15 protein-coding genes and 1 riboswitch are annotated in these 16,043 nt (G+C 64.1%); of the genes, 8 read left to right on the top strand and 7 right to left on the bottom strand.

The window, feature by feature from the left end:
• Positions 1–4: 4 nt before the first annotated feature.
• The gene (locus tag B5G12_RS07300) at positions 5–1,300 is read right to left on the bottom strand and encodes an MBOAT family O-acyltransferase (protein WP_087324440.1); all 1,296 of its coding nucleotides are present in this window, start codon (positions 1,298–1,300) and stop codon (positions 5–7) included.
• The gene (locus B5G12_RS07295; protein WP_087324439.1) at positions 1,297–2,208 is read right to left on the bottom strand and encodes an amidohydrolase family protein; all 912 of its coding nucleotides are present in this window, start codon (positions 2,206–2,208) and stop codon (positions 1,297–1,299) included. Before B5G12_RS07295 ends, B5G12_RS07300 begins: the two co-directional genes overlap by 4 nt.
• Positions 2,209–2,346: 138 nt before the next feature.
• Here B5G12_RS07295 and B5G12_RS07290 point away from each other — a divergent pair, with 138 nt between their 5' ends.
• The 4 genes from B5G12_RS07290 to B5G12_RS07275 all read left to right on the top strand — a co-directional run bounded on the left by B5G12_RS07290 (position 2,347) and on the right by B5G12_RS07275 (position 7,130).
• On the top strand, positions 2,347–3,759 hold the full coding sequence (locus B5G12_RS07290; protein WP_144064115.1) for a GGDEF domain-containing protein: 1,413 nt from the start codon (positions 2,347–2,349) through the stop codon (positions 3,757–3,759).
• Between the two features lie 57 nt (positions 3,760–3,816).
• Positions 3,817–4,034: riboswitch (cobalamin riboswitch) on the top strand.
• A gap of 242 nt (positions 4,035–4,276) precedes the next feature.
• On the top strand, positions 4,277–5,302 hold the full coding sequence (locus tag B5G12_RS07285; protein WP_087324437.1) for an ABC transporter substrate-binding protein: 1,026 nt from the start codon (positions 4,277–4,279) through the stop codon (positions 5,300–5,302).
• Positions 5,302–6,363: a FecCD family ABC transporter permease gene (locus B5G12_RS07280; protein ID WP_087324436.1), complete on the top strand. Its 1,062-nt coding sequence runs from the start codon at positions 5,302–5,304 to the stop codon at positions 6,361–6,363. The genes B5G12_RS07285 and B5G12_RS07280 overlap by 1 nt, the downstream gene beginning before the upstream one ends.
• Complete coding sequence (locus B5G12_RS07275; RefSeq protein ID WP_087228208.1) at positions 6,363–7,130, top strand: ABC transporter ATP-binding protein; 768 nt, start codon at positions 6,363–6,365, stop codon at positions 7,128–7,130. The genes B5G12_RS07280 and B5G12_RS07275 overlap by 1 nt, the downstream gene beginning before the upstream one ends.
• A 55-nt stretch (positions 7,131–7,185) precedes the next feature.
• Here B5G12_RS07275 and B5G12_RS07270 read toward each other — a convergent pair whose 3' ends face one another.
• The 4 genes from B5G12_RS07270 to murQ all read right to left on the bottom strand — a co-directional run bounded on the left by B5G12_RS07270 (position 7,186) and on the right by murQ (position 11,463).
• Positions 7,186–8,010: an HAD hydrolase family protein gene (locus B5G12_RS07270; RefSeq protein WP_087324435.1), complete on the bottom strand. Its 825-nt coding sequence runs from the start codon at positions 8,008–8,010 to the stop codon at positions 7,186–7,188.
• Positions 8,000–9,061, bottom strand: a complete 1,062-nt coding sequence (locus B5G12_RS07265) for a MupG family TIM beta-alpha barrel fold protein (protein WP_087324434.1) — start codon at positions 9,059–9,061, stop codon at positions 8,000–8,002. Before B5G12_RS07265 ends, B5G12_RS07270 begins: the two co-directional genes overlap by 11 nt.
• On the bottom strand, positions 9,054–10,496 hold the full coding sequence (locus B5G12_RS07260) for a PTS transporter subunit EIIC (protein ID WP_087324433.1): 1,443 nt from the start codon (positions 10,494–10,496) through the stop codon (positions 9,054–9,056). The genes B5G12_RS07265 and B5G12_RS07260 overlap by 8 nt, the downstream gene beginning before the upstream one ends.
• Positions 10,497–10,563: 67 nt before the next feature.
• Positions 10,564–11,463, bottom strand: a complete 900-nt coding sequence (gene murQ / locus B5G12_RS07255; RefSeq protein WP_144064114.1) for an N-acetylmuramic acid 6-phosphate etherase — start codon at positions 11,461–11,463, stop codon at positions 10,564–10,566.
• A 193-nt stretch (positions 11,464–11,656) separates the two neighbouring features.
• Here murQ and B5G12_RS07250 point away from each other — a divergent pair, with 193 nt between their 5' ends.
• Complete coding sequence (locus B5G12_RS07250) at positions 11,657–12,520, top strand: MurR/RpiR family transcriptional regulator (protein ID WP_087324432.1); 864 nt, start codon at positions 11,657–11,659, stop codon at positions 12,518–12,520.
• A gap of 98 nt (positions 12,521–12,618) precedes the next feature.
• On the opposite strand, the gene B5G12_RS14625 is transcribed toward B5G12_RS07250, so the two are convergent.
• Positions 12,619–12,786, bottom strand: coding sequence for an NADPH-dependent FMN reductase family protein (locus B5G12_RS14625; RefSeq protein ID WP_158098302.1), 168 nt, complete (start codon positions 12,784–12,786; stop codon positions 12,619–12,621).
• Between the two features lie 258 nt (positions 12,787–13,044).
• On the opposite strand from B5G12_RS14625, the gene B5G12_RS07240 reads away from it, so the two are divergent.
• From B5G12_RS07240 to B5G12_RS07230, 3 genes are all read left to right on the top strand, one after another.
• Positions 13,045–13,485, top strand: a complete 441-nt coding sequence (locus tag B5G12_RS07240; protein ID WP_087324430.1) for a MerR family transcriptional regulator — start codon at positions 13,045–13,047, stop codon at positions 13,483–13,485.
• Entirely contained in the window at positions 13,482–14,252 is a 771-nt protein-coding gene (locus B5G12_RS07235; RefSeq protein ID WP_087228215.1) for a MurR/RpiR family transcriptional regulator, read from the top strand. Before B5G12_RS07240 ends, B5G12_RS07235 begins: the two co-directional genes overlap by 4 nt.
• A gap of 192 nt (positions 14,253–14,444) precedes the next feature.
• Positions 14,445–16,040, top strand: coding sequence for a PTS transporter subunit EIIC (locus tag B5G12_RS07230; RefSeq protein WP_087324429.1), 1,596 nt, complete (start codon positions 14,445–14,447; stop codon positions 16,038–16,040).
• Positions 16,041–16,043 lie beyond the last annotated feature (3 nt).

Genomic DNA, 16,043 nt, shown 5'->3' with positions numbered 1-16,043 from the left:
TCCTTTAAAACTGGAAATAGATGAAGGGCACGAAGCTGGCCGCCGCCAGGTGCATCACGTCCAGCCCGTACAGGGCCAGCGTCGCCGGATAGGACAGGCGCTCCAGCACAGGATGCTTTGCCGCCAGGGCGCGGAGCTTGTCCAGCACGGGCAGGCTGACCACGCAGCCCAGGGCCAGCACCGCCAGGTGCAGCGGGTCGATCAGGCCGGCCAGGGCGGCGCTGCTCTGGGCCGTAAAGGTGAAGCCGGTGAACATCCGCCCGATGATGGCGCCCGCCTGTTCCAGGCTGGCGGCCCGGAAGAACACAAAGCCCACCACCGCCACCAGCAGGGTGTACAGCCACCCCACCCAGCGCCAGCGGCGGCCCAGCCGCTGCACCGGCAGCAGGCGGTCCTCCGCCACCAGAAACGCCCCGTGCCACAGGCCCCAGACCACATAGGTCCAGTTGGCGCCGTGCCACAGGCCGGTGCAGAAGAACACCAGCAGTTTGTTGGCGTAGGTGCGCCACCGGCCCCGGCGGTTGCCCCCCAGGGGGATGTAAAGGTAATCCCGGAACCAGCTGGACAGGGAGATATGCCACCGCCGCCAGAACATCTTGACCGAGGTGCTGGCATAGGGATGGTCGAAGTTTTCCTTGAAGTGGAACCCGAATATCCACCCCATCCCGATGGCCATGTCGCTGTATCCGCTGAAATCGAAGTAGATCTGCAACGTATAGGCCACCGCCCCCAGCCAGGCCAGCCGGATATCCAGAAAAGCCGCGTCCAGGCCAAAGACGGTGTCGGCCACCCCCGCCATGGTGTCCGCGATCAGCAGCTTCTTGCTCAGGCCCAGCACGAAGCGGCGCAGGCCCTGGGCCGTCTCGGGCAATGTGGCGCGGCGCACCCGGATCTCCCGGGCGATGTCGCGGTATTTGACGATGGGGCCCGCCACCAGCTGGGGGAACAGGCAGATATACAGCAGCACGTCAAAAAAGCTGCTGGTCTGCAAATCGGGCTCCCGGTAGACGTCGATGACGTACGACAGGCCCTGGAAGGTGAAAAAGGAGATGCCGATGGGCAGTGTGATCTGGGGCACCGGCAGCTGCGCGCCCAGCAGGGCGTTGAGGTTTGCGGCAAAGAACCCCAGATACTTGTAAAAGGCCAGCAGCCCCAGGTTGAACGCCACCGCCAGCGCCAAAAACAGCCTGCGCCTGCGGCCGGTGACCAGGAGGCCGGCGGTGTAGTTGCAGAGCACCGACGCCAGCAGCAGCACCAGATTGAAGGGGTCGCCGATTGCAAAACGCGCCCTCCGCCTCATTCTCCCCAAAAGACGGTTCGGGCGTTCTGGTAAAGGATGGCCTGCTTTTGTTCGGCGGCAAGGCCGGGGTCCTGGGCGATGGTATCCACCAGGTCCTCGTAGCGGAACGAACACAGGTTCTGGGGGGTATCGGTGCCGAACAGCAGCCGCTCCGCCCCCACTCGCTCCACCGCGCGGGCCACAAAGCGCCGCGTCACCGGGTAGGGCGGCGCATCGGGGCGGACGTTGTGCTGCAAAGAGGCCAGGTCGAACCAGACATTGGGCCCGGCCAGACTGTCCAGAGCGGCGGACATTTCTTCCAGCTCGTTCTGTTTGGGGGCCAGCAGGTGGCAGACCACGAACTTCATCCCGGCATGGCGCCGGATGAGGCGGCGCAGCGCCTGGATCTGGCTGCTGGGGCTGCCCAGCTTGCCGATGTCGATGACAAAGACCAGGCCGTGCTCCTGGGCGAAGGCGGCCTCCCGCTCCATCACTTCCCCGTCCAGGGGAAAGACCGGGTGGTTTGCCATCAGACCCGAGCCGGTGCTCACCTCGAATTTCACCACCCGCAGCCCCAGCTCCTCAAACAGGCGCCGGACGATGCCGTCGCGGCTGCGGCTGTAAGGGTCGTAGGCCCCCGCCGCCAGAAAGCGGTCGGGCCATTTCTGCTGGGCCTGCCAGCTGTACAGGTTCTGGAATCCCAGATACCCGCCCTGCAGCAGCACGGCGCGCTCCACGTTGTGGTCGTCCATCAGCTGCAATATGCGCTCGGGGGTGGCCTGATCGGTATTCCACGCGGCGGGCAGGAGCTGGCAGACCGAGCCGTCGGCGTACATCCCGCGGCCCTGGCCGCAGCTGCGCAGTTCCCCTCCCGCACCGGTGCCGGCAATGCACTGCACCAGGTGGACATGGGCGTCGATGATCTTCATAAGAGTCCTCCTTTGGTTTTTCTTATAGTATACAACGGACCGGGCGCAACTTCCAGCCCGCAGCGCTTGACAGCCGGCGCACGGGCTGTGTACAATAGTCTCGACAAACGCAAACCGAACAGGCGGAGGGAATGCAGGATGCGAAACGACCGAGTCCATTGGGGCAGGCCGCTGGCTGCGGCGATGGTGCTGGTGCTGTGGGTGGCCGTCGCCAGCTTTTGGGTCACCGAACAGGTCAACCGGCAGGAGGAACAGGCCAGCTTTACCTCCCTGGCCGAAGAAGCGGACAAGCTGGCCCGCAGCATCGAGGAGCGGGTGGACAGCGACCGGGAGAAGCTGACCCTGCTGGCCGAGATCCTGGCGATGGGCGAGGAGGCTCCGGCGGAATATCTGGCGCTGTACCAGGACACCGGCAGCTTCTTTTCCCGGCTGGAACTGCTGCTGCCCGGGGACCGGGTGGTCACCGCCGACGGCGAGGAGGTCAGCGCGGCGGGCCGGCTCTCCTTTGCGCAGGAGGCCGCCCGGGGGGCCCACGTCACCGACCGGGAGACCGACCTGGACGGTCAGAGCCCGGTGGTCCGCCACTATGTGCCGGTGGTCCGCCAGGGGCAGACGGCGGCCCTGCTGTGCGGGGTGATCGAGCTGGGCGAGCTGGCGCAGGAGCTGCCCTACCAGCCCTACGGCGGCCAGACGGCGGTCTATCTCATCGACGGCGCGACCGGCGACTTCCTGGTGGATACCTGGCACACCGGCCAGCAGCCCGGCAACATCTGGGCGTTGGGCAGCCGCCCGATGGCGGAAGGCTACAACGACGCCCAGCTGCGCCAGGGCCTTGTGAACGGAGAGAGCAACTTTGTGGTCTTTCGCTCCCAGACCACCGGCGAATACCTCTATTTTTACTACACCCCCCTCGCGGTCAACCAGTGGCGGGTGGCGCTGTCGGTGCCGGAGCACCTGGTCTTTGCAAGGGCGCAGTACGTCCGCAGCCTGCTCGACCGGATGCTGGCGGCGGAGGGCGCGGCCTTCCTGCTCTACCTGTGCTGGATGGTCTATTACATCCGGCGCGAGACGCGGGAAATGGAGCGCCAGGGGTGGGAGGACGCCCTCACCGGGCTGTACAACCGCAACCGCTACCAGCACGACCTGCCCATCCTGGCGCAGGAGGGCCGCCGGGAACTGTGCTGCATCTTTGTGGACGTCAACGGCCTGCACGAGCTGAACAACACCCAGGGCCACCAGACCGGCGACCGGATGCTGCAGGAGGTAGCCCGGCAGATCCGGCAGGACTTCGGCACCCAGTGGTCCTATCGGGTGGGCGGCGACGAGTTCGTCATCTTTGCAGTGGACCGGGACCGGGAGGAGATCCTCCGCCGCACCCGGACCGCCACCCGGGAGCTGGAGCGCAAAGGCTACTACATCTCCGCCGGCGTCGCCTGGACGCCCGCCCCCGCCCGGGACCTTGCGCCGCTGCTCCAGGCCGCCGAACAGCGTATGTACGAGGCCAAACGCTCCTTCTACCAGAACGCCGCCTTCGACCGGCGGGCACGGTAGAGGCGACGGACGCTGCCTTTTGTTCTTGCGCTGCGGCTGCATTTGTGTTATTCTGTGCATAACAAAGCGCCGCAGGGTGCCCGGGGCCTTTTGCCAGAGGCCGGCCGGGAGAATAGGGAAACAGGTGCAAAGCCTGTGCGGGACCGCCGCCGTAGGGGGAGAGCTCCGGCCAAGGATGTCACTGCGTCCATGACGTGGGAAGACGGGCCGGCGCGCAGGGCAGATGTCTGCCCCCATCCCCGAGCCGGAAGACCTGCCCTGCGGTTCATACTGCGCGCCGCCCGGCTGCCTGCCGGGGCGGCGGGGAGGCAGGAGACGCGCCGCGGACGGACCAAACGCCGGCGCGGAAAATCATGGCGCAGGGCCGTTGTGCGCGCTGCGCTTTGGTCGTGCGCTGTTTTTTGGAGGGGCCGGGCCCCTCGCAGACGCTTTGTCAAGTGCCTTTCTCACAGGGTGAGGAGGGCGCTTTCTTTTTGCAGCGCGGCAGCGGACCGGCAGGCGAAAGGAGCATGAACGTATGAAACGCACCCGCTTTTTGGCATCCCTTGCGGCCCTGGCCCTGGCTTTGCAGCTGGCCGGCTGCGGCAGCACGGCCCCCGGCGCATCCCAGGCCCCGGCGGACCCCGCCGCCCGGGAGACGGGCCACTACCCTGTGACCATCACCAACTACGACTACGCCGGCAACGAAGTCGCCTATACCTACTACCAGGCCCCGCAGCGGGTGGTGGCGGTGTACCAGGGCTCCATCGAGACCATGATCGCCCTGGGCCTGGAGGACCACGTCATCGCCTCCTACGGGCTGGACAATGCCGTCAAGGAAGAATGGCAGGACGGCTTTGCCCGGATGAACTACCAGGAGGACGTGTTCGCCCCCGACAAGGAGACGGTCACTTTGCTGCAGCCCGATCTGATCCTCTCCTGGGGATCGCTGTTCGGGGAGAAAAAGCTGGGCGACGTGACCGGCTGGAACGTCAAGGGGGTGGCCACCTATCTCAACACCAACACCCGGGCCGGCGGCCATCCCCGCACCCTGGAGAACGAGTACAGCGACATTCTCAGCCTGGGCCGGATCTTTGATGTGGAGGACCGGGCCCAGGCCCTGGTGGACGGGATGAAGTCTGCGGTGGCGGACACCCTGGCCGCCGTGGAGGGCAAAGACCCCGTCCGGGTGGCGGTGGTGGAACCCATCGGCGGGAACGTCACCAACTACGGCGCCAACTCGCTGGCGGGCGACATGGTCACCCAGCTGGGGGGCGTGCTGGTCCAGCCCGAGGGCAGCGAGATGAGCAAAGAGACGCTGGTGGTGGCTGACCCCGACGTGATCTTTGTGGTGTATATGGCCTACTCCGGCGATGACCCCGAAACGGTGATCGCCAGCCAGCTGGCGGCCATCCGGGAAGACCCCGCCCTGGCCAGCCTGTCCGCCGTGCAGCAGGGGCGGGTGTACCCCGTCATGCTGGGGGACATCTACGCCGCAGGCCCCCGCACCCTGGACGGCATCCGCACCATTGCCGCCGGGATGTATGGCGAGGAGGCAGCCTGATGGCCCGGCTGCGCAGCCGCCCGGCCTTCCTGGCCGCACTGGCCGTGCTGGGGGCGGCTTTGCCCCTGTCCCTTTTGGCGGCGGTGAGCCTGGGCACCACTTCCCTGCCGCTGGGACAGGTCTATACCGTCCTGCGGCATGAGCTGGCCCACTGTCTGGCCGGCGTCCCCATCCCCGAGGGGTGGGGCCCCGGCACTCCCCTGCACGACGTGGTCTGGCTGATCCGCCTGCCCCGCCTGGTGCTGGCGGCGGCGGTAGGGACCTGCCTGGCCCTCAGCGGGGCGGTGATGCAGGCCATTGTCCAGAACCCCCTGGCCGACCCCTATGTGCTGGGCATTTCCTCGGGGGCGTCCCTGGGAGCCTCTCTGGCCCTGCTGCTGGGCATCGGGGGCGGTTTTGTGGGCGGCATGGCCTTTGCAGGGGCTTTGGGCGCCTGCGGGGCGGTGATGTTCCTGGCAGGCCTCGGCGGCCGTCCCAATACGGTCAAGCTGCTTTTGGCAGGGTCTGCTCTGGCGGCGGTGTGCGGGGCCTTCTCCAACTTCCTGATCTACCAGGCCGACGCAGACCACGCAGCCAGCCAGGTGGCCCGCTGGACCATGGGCAGTATGGCCGCGGCCAGCTGGCCCTCCAACGGGGTGCTGGTGCCGGCGGCTTTGGCGGGCGCCGTCTTTTTCCTGACCCAGAGCCGCACCCTCGATCGGATGTTGCTGGGAGACGATGCCGCCATCACCCTGGGGACCGACCTGCACCGGCTGCGGATGATCTATCTGGCGGTGTCCGCCCTCCTGACCGGTCTGGCCGTGTGGGCGGCGGGGATCATCGGTTTTGTGGGTCTGGTGGCGCCCCATGTGGTGCGGATCCTGTTCGGGGCCGGCCACCGGCGGCTGATCCCCCTGACAGCCCTGACCGGGGGACTGTTCCTGCTCTGGGCCGACGTGCTGTGCCGGGTGGTGCTGCCCGGCAACGAGCTGCCGGTGGGCATCCTGACCTCCATGCTGGGGGCGCCGGTCTTTTTGTGTCTGATGGCCCGCAGCCGGTACGGATTTGGAGGGAACGCCTGATGAAGCTGGAGATCCGGGAACTGAAAGCCGCGCCCGGCGGCAAGGAGATCCTTCACGGCATCGACCTGGCCGCCCACAAGGGCCAGTTCGTGGGGATCATCGGGCCCAACGGCAGCGGCAAATCCACCCTGCTCAAGTGCGTCTACCGCACCCTCCGGCCCACCGGGGGCGCCGTGCTGCTGGACGACTGTCCGCAGGAGAGCTGCTCCCCCCGCCAATGGGCCCAAAAGCTGGCCGTAGTGGCCCAGCACAACGCCTGCGCCTTTGATCTGACGGTGGAGGAGATGGTTCGGATGGGACGCGCGCCCCACAAGCGCGCCCTGGAGCGGGACACGCCCCAGGACAGGCAGACCGCCGCCCGGGCGCTGGCCGCCGTGGGAATGGCCGGGTTTGAAACGCGCAGCTTTTCCAGCCTTTCGGGCGGAGAACAGCAGCGGGTCATCCTGGCCCGGGCCCTGGCCCAGCAGACCCCCTGCCTGATCCTGGACGAGCCCACCAACCACCTGGACATCCAGTATCAGCTGGGCATGATGGACCTGGTGCGGGGGCTGGGCAAAACGGTGCTGGCCGCCCTGCACGATCTGAACATCGCGGCGGCCTACTGCGACTGGCTGTACGCCCTCCAGGACGGCCGCCTGGTGGGCAGCGGCCCGCCCCGCGCCCTCCTGACCCCCGCCTTCATCCGCAGGGTCTACCAGGTGGAGGCCCGGGTCCTCGAGATCGACGGCCAGCTGACGGTGCTCTACCGCACCAAACACACACAATAAATAAAAGCGCCCCTGCTTTCCCACAAGGAAAAGCGGGGGTGCTTTGTGTTTGGTTTCAGCCGTTCAGCAGAAATCGGCGGATGGCGTCTGCGGCGCCGCCTTCGGTGTTGCGGCCTGTCACGGTGTGGGCAGCTGCCAGGACTTCCGCCTGTCCGTTGCCCATGGCCACCCCCAGTCCGGCGGCCTGCAGGAGGGCAGCGTCGTTGCCACTGTCCCCCAGGGCCATCACATCCTTCATCCCAAGGCCCAGCGTCCGGACCAGGACCTGCACCGCAGCCAGCTTGCCTGCCCTGGGAGCGGTCAGTTCCAGGCCCCCGGGGCCGCAGTCCAGGATGAGGGCCGCATCCCCGACGGCAGCGGCAAAGCCCGGCCGCAGCTCCTGCGGGACAAAGGGCATATTGATCTTCAGCACGTCCAGGCCGGCCAGTGAGGCCGCCGGGGCGTCCAGCAGGCGGCCATGCCGGGCCACCACATTCTTATGGAACGCGCTTGGGCCCGAGGCCTCCACCCAGCGCCGCGCAGCCGCTGTCAGGTGGTAGCAGCTGCTGCGGTCTATGTACTCAACGGGGAGGTCCCAGCGCGCTGCGGCCTGTTCCACACAGGCCAGGGAGGCAGCGGAAAAGGCTCTGCGCCAAAGGCAGGCGCGGGTCCGGGCGTCCTGTATTTCGGCTCCGTCGCAGAGGATCAGCCATCCGACCCAGTCCGGCATGGGGTCCATCGCTGCAGGCAGACAGGCGGCAGGCCGGCCTGTGGCCACCACCACGGTGCACCCTCCTGCCGCCGCTCCTGCCGCCGCCTCGGCCAGACCGGGCGCAAACAGGTCTGGGTCGCCGCCAAGAGCGGTGCCGTCCAGATCCAGAGCCAACAGTTTATAGTTCACAGGTGTCCTCCTTTACCATGCAGAACCGGCTGCCCCTGCGGATGCAGTCCATCAACAGCTCATACCCCGGCTGGATATGGCCGATGACGTTCACTTTCTCATCGGCGGGCAGGTCCTGGCGGATCAGCTGCACCTCCCCGGAATAGCGGCCGTAAAGGCAATTGTCCATGGTGATGCTCCCCCGCCTGCGCTCCTCACAGCGGTCCGGCTGCACCGGCGGACCGGCCTTGGCATAGGCCCGGGACTCCTGGAAGCGGACCAGCCAGCGGGGCGAATCCGGCCGGCAGGTGAACACCTTTCCATACAGCTCCTCCCAATCCGCTGTGAGGCGGACCGGCACCGGCAGCACCCCTTCGGTGCAAAAGCGGGCGATCTGGCCCAGCTGGTATGCGCTGACGCCCGGGTCACCGGCAAAAATGCCGTCCATTCCATAATTGACCGCCAGGTCGGCAAAGGCGGCCAGCGGGGCGGCCCCGCGGTGGGCTTCCAGGGTGGGCAATCCGGCGTGGAGAGGCCCCCGCAGCCCTTCATCCCCCGGGATAAAGGCATAGACCTTCATGCCGGCCGCCTGCAGCATCCGGGTGCTCTCGCGGAGAAAATCGGGGTCCAGGCCGGTCTCAGGGCGGGGATAAAAGTTGTGGATGGCGATGACATCCGGTCCCGCCGCCGCCAGAACCCTGGCCTGCTGCTCCGTGGTGGTAGAGGCATTGACCGCCACCGGCATCCGGGCGGCCAGGGCGCAGGCCTCTTCCAGGGTGAAGCCGTCATCCAGGCGCAGGCCCCACAGGCCCAGCCGCTGCGCCAGCTCCGCGATGTCCCGGCAGCCCAGCTGCCGGGCCGTCACCTCGGACACATCCGCCAGGATGCGCCAGCCCTGCCGGCGCAGCCAGCCGCACATTTCCCCCACGCGGGTGGGGTAGTCGGGGGCAAATTCTTCCCCGATATGCAGTGAGATAAAAACAGGCGCACCGCCTGCCGGGCAGGCGGCAAGCGGTGCTTTCTGTTTCTCAAACTCTGTCAGGTAAGCCGACCGTCCGAGAAAATCAGGCATCGGCAACCTCCTCGGGCTTGATCATGGCGTTGGTGATCAGGAAGCCCATCACATAGCTGATGAGCAGACCCACCACATAGCAGCCCACACTGAGGGTGGCGCCGGAAGGCCCGGCCGTCATAACGAAGATGGCCAGCAGACCCGAGGGGCCCCAGGTGGTGGCAGCCACCTGCATGGCCATGACGAAGGCGCCGCCGAAGCCTGCGCCCAGACCGGCCGTGATGAAGGGACGGCCCATGGGGAGGGTGACACCGTAGATCAGGGGCTCGCCAACACCCAGGATACCTGCGGGCAGAGCGCCGGTGATGACTTCTTTCATCCGGGTGTTGCCCACCTTCTTGGCCTTGAGGTAGATGGCGATGGCCGCGCCCACCTGGCCGGCACCGGCCATGGCCAGCGCGGGGTACAGGGTGACATAGCCCAGCGTTTCCAGCTGTACCGAGTACAGGGCCACCAGGCCGTGGTGCATGCCCATGGCCACCATGGGCAGGAACAGGGCGGTGGAGATGTAGCCGGCCACGATGCGCATGATGAGGCTCTCACTCATGCAGACCTGCTGCACGATCCAGCACAGGCCGGTGGAGATGTAGCCGGTGATGGGCATGACCACCAGGATGTAAGGCACCGAGCAGACGATGAGGGTCAGCAGCGGGGTGAACATGATGTCCAGCGACTCGGGCATATACTTGCGGATGAACTTCTCCACATAGCTCAGGCACCACACGCCGATGACAGCGGCCAGGACGCCGCCGCGGCCGGCGCGCAGGATGGAATCCAGAGGCTGCACTTCATCGTACAGACCCAGGATCTGGGAGATCGTGTCGATGTTGCCAAGGCCGGTGATCATGCCCAGCATACCGCCCAGGATGGGGGTAGCGCCGAACTTCTCGGCGGCCCGGTAGCCAGCCCATGCCGTCAGGTAGCTCAGGAATGCGGCGTTGATCAGGGCCAGAAGGTTGTAAACGATGCTCCAGAAGGAGCTTTCGGCATAGTTGGGCATCACCTGGGTCATCAGGGTAGCCAGACCCGAGCACAGGCCGGCCGCGATGACGCCAGGCAGCAGGGGCACAAAGATGTCTCCGAAGGTCTTGAGCATACTCTTGACCTTGCTCTGCTTCTGACCCGCCTTGACAGCCGCCTTGTTGGCCTGCCAGTCGTTTTTGGTATCGGCACTGCCCGCAGCGGGGATGCCCATGCTGCGGCAGATGTCGGCGCACTTGCGGCATTTGCCGGGGCCCACCACGATCTCCACATAGCCGGGCCTGTCGTGCACCACCCCGAGGACGCCCTCGATCTTCTTGATGGCTTCCTCGTTGATCTTGCTTGCATCCTTGACCTCGATCCGCAGTCGGGTCATGCAGTTGGTGGCAGAGACGACATTCTGTTTGCCGCCCAGGTTTTCCAGCGACTGCCGGACCAGTTCTTCATTGGTCATTGCTTAGTCCTCCTTTTTGATCCGCATGGTTTTATTCGACAGGCGGCTCGCGCCGCATTGTCCACAATCATCCCTCGATGGCGGCCCGCACATGGCCGTGGGCCTGTTCGAGGCGGCGGGCGGCTTCCTCTGCCCCGCAGCCGGCCAGCAGCATGGTGATGGCGCACTTGACGCTCCCCCCTGCCGCATCGATGGCCCTGCGCGCTTCCTGCCGCTCCACGCCGGTGGCATCTATGACGATATTTTCGGCCCGCACGTGCAGCTTTTCGTTGGTCTGCATCACATCCACCATCAGATTCTGATAAGCCTTGCCGATCCGCACCATCGACGCGGTGGAGATCATATTCAGGATCATCTTCTGGGCGGTGCCCGATTTCATCCGGGTGGAGCCGGTCAGCACCTCGGGCCCTACCTCCACCTCAATGGCGAGGTCAGCAGCTTTCCCCACGGCGCTGCCTGTATTGCAGGCAATGGCGGCGGTGCGGCAGCCCACGCTTTTGGCGTATTCCAGACCTCCCAGTACATAGGGAGTACGGCCCGATGCCGCGATCCCCACCACAAAATCTTTGGCGGTCAGGCCATGGGCCTCCAGGTCGCTGCGGCCCAGTTCACGGCTGTCCTCTGCCCCCTCGATGGCCTTGAGGAAAGCTTTCTCGCCGCCGGCGATCAGCCCCACCACCATCCCGGGATCCACTCCGAAGGTGGGCGGACATTCGGCTGCATCCAGTACGCCCAGCCGGCCGCTGGTGCCCGCGCCCATATAGAACAGCCTTCCGCCCTGTTCAAAGGCTTCCACCGCCCAGTGGGCTGCCTGCGCGATCTCGGGCAGCTTTTTGGCGATCGCCAGAGGCACCCGGGCATCCTCCTCGTTGATGGCACTGACGATCTCCAGCTCGGTCATGGTATCCAGATTCATGGTACGGGGGTTGCGCCGCTCGGTGGTCATTCCGTTCAGATTCAGTTTCATTTCTTACCCGGCCTTTCTGCTGTTAAATACACCCTGATGGAGCGTTCGTGTGACTGCATTATAGACCTTTGAAAACAAAATGTCCACATTTTCCGGCAATTGTGGTATAATGTTTCACGATAGGATGATTTCTGAAATTCTTCTCCATGTTTTAGATATTTTTTGTGCAAAAGCCATAATCGAGGAGGTTTTTATGAAGAATGCACTGCTCCGGCTGCGGGAGAGCTGCGCCTCCCTCAGTCCTGCCGAACAGCAGATCGCCCGCTATATCATCTCAAATCCCGAGGAATCCACCCTGCTCTCGGTCCGGCAGCTGGCCCAGCGGACCTTCACGTCCCCTTCCAGCGTGGTGCGGGTCTGCCGGTCGGTGGGCTTTGAGGGATACAAGGAGCTGCGCCGTGCTCTGGTGGGAGAACTGGCCGCCCTGGGAGAGACAGGCCGTCACCCCGAGCAGGAGCTGACCGCCGGGGACAGCGTCCACGAGATCATCAAGAAGGTGACCCAAAAGAATATCCAGTCCCTGTCCGATTCCCAGCGTCTGCTGGCGCCCGACACGGTGGAGCAGTGCGCACAGTTGCTGGACAACTGCCGCAGCGTACTGCTGTTTGGGCTGGGGTCCTCGCTGTGTGTGGCCCGGGACGCCTATCTCAAGTTCCTGCGGCTGGACAAGCCCTGTGTCATCAACGAGGACTGGCACGCCCAGCTCCTTTCGGCCCGCTATGCCACCAGCCGGGACGTGGGGATCGTCTTTTCCTATTCGGGTCAGACGGTGGAAGTGATCGAGTGCATGAAAGCCATGAAGGCAAACGGCGCGCCCCTCATTGCCGTCACCCGCTATTACCCCTCCGAAGTGGCCAAGCTGGCCGACTACAATCTTTACATTGCGGCCAACGAGTCACTTTTCCGCAATGGGGCCATGTCCTCCCGTCTGGCACAGCTCAACGTGGTGGACATTCTGTACACCACTTATGCCAGCCTCCACTACGAGGACACCCTGCGCAAACTGACTCTGACCCATATCTACAAGCCCGGCGAGCCGGAAGATGCCGCGCCATAAAGCTGTATATGCGTCAGGGCGAAAAAAGCGCCCGCCAAAGAGGCGGGCGCGCCAGGCTTCTTGTCCGGACTGCGGCCTGTCACGGTTTGGGCCGGGCCTTACAGTTCCAGGCCGCCGACCCATTCGGTCACTGCGGCCGGGGCGTCCAGCACGCTGCTGCGGGAGATGGAAAGCCCGTCCTCCCAAACGGCAGCGCCCGGCTGGAGCTGCTGGATGGTCTGGATGGTGCCGGCAAACCGGCTGCCGCCGTGGACGGTAAAGGGCACGATGGTCTTGCCGCTCAGGTCATAAATAGACTTTTGTGGGATACGAATACGTAAATGCTTGCATGGTTTCTGCCTCCTGTACACATTCGAATGAACAGCTGTGTCCCGCCCGGCTCGTTTGGTCACTTGTGGAACGGGAAGTTTCCTGCTATAATGCAGAGGGCAGGACCGTTTGCTGCTTCCGATTATAAACTCCGGTTGTAACAACCGGTCAAGCCCCCCATTTTAAATTTTTTGTGAATGAACCGGGAGGCTGCCATGATCTATACCATGATGCAGGTGTGCAAAGAGGCGGATATGACCTATCAGGCCCTGAAATTTTACTGCAACGAAGGCCTTGTGCCCTATGTCAAGCGGGACCACAACAACCGCCGGGTCTTTGATGAGCGGGATCTGAAATGGATCAAGGACCTGGTCTGCCTGAAACGGTGCGGCATGAGCATCCAGGAGATGAAGGAATACCTGGAGCTGTGTTTGCAGGGCCCGTCCAGCATCCCCCAGCGCAAGCAGATGCTGGAACGCAAGCAGGAGGCCCTGCGCAGCACCATCCAACAGCTGGAAGAAAGCGTCGCCTACATCGACTGGAAACAGACCTTCTACGACGAGGTGCTGGCGGGCAAGCGCCCCTACGAGAGCAACCTCATCCCGGCCGGCGGCCAGACAGAATGCACAAAGACGGGGAGGGACCCGAATCTATGAAACTTGAAAAACTGATCCAGGACAAGGGGCTGACGGGCACCGAAGCCGCCGTGCTGGAATACATCGTGGCAAACCTGGACCATGTGCTGCGCGACGGGGTGCGCGGGGTGGCGCGGGCCAACTTCACCTCCACCTCCACCATCATGCGGCTGGCCAAAAAGATGGGCTATGGCGGGTTTGTGGATATGTGCTACAAGCTGCGCTCGCTGGTGGAGATGCCCCAAAAGACCGAGCAGGAGGAAGTGGACTTTCTCAGCAGCTTCGGCACCGTCTCCCTGCTCAACTACAACACCTACACCCAGGTCAAGAGCTGCGCCCAGCAGATCATCCGGCAGACCGAACGGACCATCTTCATCTATGGCACCGGCTTTTCGGGCACGGCGGGCGAATACCTCTATCATAAGCTGCTGAATATGGGCAAGCACTGTCTGTTTGCCAGCGGCGGCGATTCGGTGGGCATCTTCGAGAACTCCCTGGACCGGATGGGGATGTTCATCGGCATCTCAAAGTCGGGCGAGACCTCCCTGGTGCGGGACAAGATCAAGACCGCCCAGGAGAACGGCGTCTTTACGGTGGCCATCACCGGCGACCACGAGAACAGCGTGGGCCAGTTCGCCGACATCTGGTTCCGGGTGGAGGATCTGTGGAAGCTGGACGATCTGAACGTCATGCCCAACACCTTTTTCCCCCAGACCCTGATGCTGATGGAATTGATCGCGTATGAATACCGCCGCTTGTGCAAGTCCGACAACGACCTTCCGGTGTGATTGTGTATTCCGCACAACCATTTTCGCGCGCTGGCCGCAACCTGTTACCGATTGAGGTAACAGGTTTTCTTTTGCCCAAAAAGAGTTTACACAGGGCAACTTTTTTGGCATATTGTGTGTAAAGACAGCTGTCGCGCAAACCGGGCGGACGCGCCCCGCGGAAAACACAATGGAAAGAAGGAATCATTTCTCATGAAAGAAAAAGTCATGGACGCCATGCAGCGCTTCTCCAAAGCGATGTTCATCCCCGTCCTGATCCTGCCTATTGCTGGTATTCTGATCGCGGTCGGCAACCTGTTCACCAACACCCGTCTGATGGAAGTGCTGCCCTTCCTCAACAACCCCGTCACCACCGGTTTCGGCACCCTGCTGTCCGGCTCGCTGAACGCCATCATGACCAACCTCGGCGTCATCTTCTGCGTGGGCCTGGCAGTGGGCCTGGCCAACAAGAAGAAGTCCGAGGCGGGCTTCATCGGCCTTCTGGCTTTCCTGGTGTTCATCAACGCCATGAACCGCTTCATGGGCCTGACCGGCATCCTGGTGGAAGGCAACCTGAGCGGCACCGGCCAGACCACCGTGCTGGGCGTGCAGGTGCTGGATATGGGCGTCTTTCTGGGCCTGATGCTGGGCATCATCGTGGCCTGGATCCACAACCGCTTCTGTGAGACCGAGTTCAACAACGCCTTCCAGATCTATGGCGGCACCCGCTTTGTGTTCATCGTCCTGATCCCCCTGATGGTGGTGCTGGCCGTCGTCCTGACCTATGTGTGGCCCTTCGCCCAGGCGGGCATCAACTCTCTGGGCAGCTTCATCCAGGCTTCCGGCAACTTGGGCCTGTTCGTCTACGGTATGCTGGAGCGCCTGCTCATCCCCACCGGCCTGCATCATCTGGTCTACACCCCCTTCCTGTACACCTCCCTGGGCGGCGTCGCTGAGGTGGGCGGCCAGATCTACGAGGGCGCCCGCAACATCTACTACGCCGAGATCGCAGACCCCTCTGTGGCAGTCCTGAGCCAGTCGGTCATCTGGGACGCCCGCGGCATCTCCAAGATGTTCGGCCTGATCGGCGCCTGCCTGGCCATGTACCACACCGCGCGTCCTGAGAACCGCGGCAAGATCAAGGCCGTCCTGATCACCGCCGCCACCACCTCCTTCATCGCGGGCGTCACCGAGCCCATCGAGTTCAGCTTCCTGTTCGTGGCTCCCATCCTGTTCGTGGTCCACGCCGTTCTGGCCGGCTCCAGCATGGTGCTGCTGAACGTGCTGGGCTGCCGCGCCATCGGCCCCAACGGCTTCATCGACTTTCTGCTGTACAATGTGCCCCTGGGCACCGGCAAGACCCACTGGCCCGTCTACATCCTGGTGGGCGTCATCTACTTCGTTCTGTACTACGTCATCTTCCGCGTCCTGATCGTCAAGATGAACCTCAAGACCCTGGGCCGTGAGAGCGAGGGCATGGAGATGAAGCTGCACAGCAAAGCCGAGTACAAGGCCAAGGTGGCCGCGGGCAAGTCCGCCGGTCCTGCTGCGGACGGCGCCGTGGACGCCGCCCTCATCGTCAGCGCGCTGGGCGGCAAAGACAACATCCTCAAGGTCACCAACTGCTACACCCGTCTGCGCACCGAACTGGCGAACCCCGACCTCGTGCAGGAGGACGTGCTGAAAAACCAGACCGGCGCCAACGCCGTCATCCGCAAGGGCAAGAACGTCCAGGTGGTCTATGGCCTCAAGGTCAATGCCGTCCGCAAGGCCGTGGACCAGGAACTGGGCTTTGCCGACCAGGAATAAACG

The sequence above is a fragment of the Faecalibacterium sp. An58 genome, assembly GCF_002161515.1.
GTDB classification, from domain to species: domain Bacteria; phylum Bacillota; class Clostridia; order Oscillospirales; family Ruminococcaceae; genus Faecalibacterium; species Faecalibacterium avium.
Note: the sequence above shows the minus strand (reverse complement) of the source record. Positions and strands in the feature narration are given on the sequence as shown.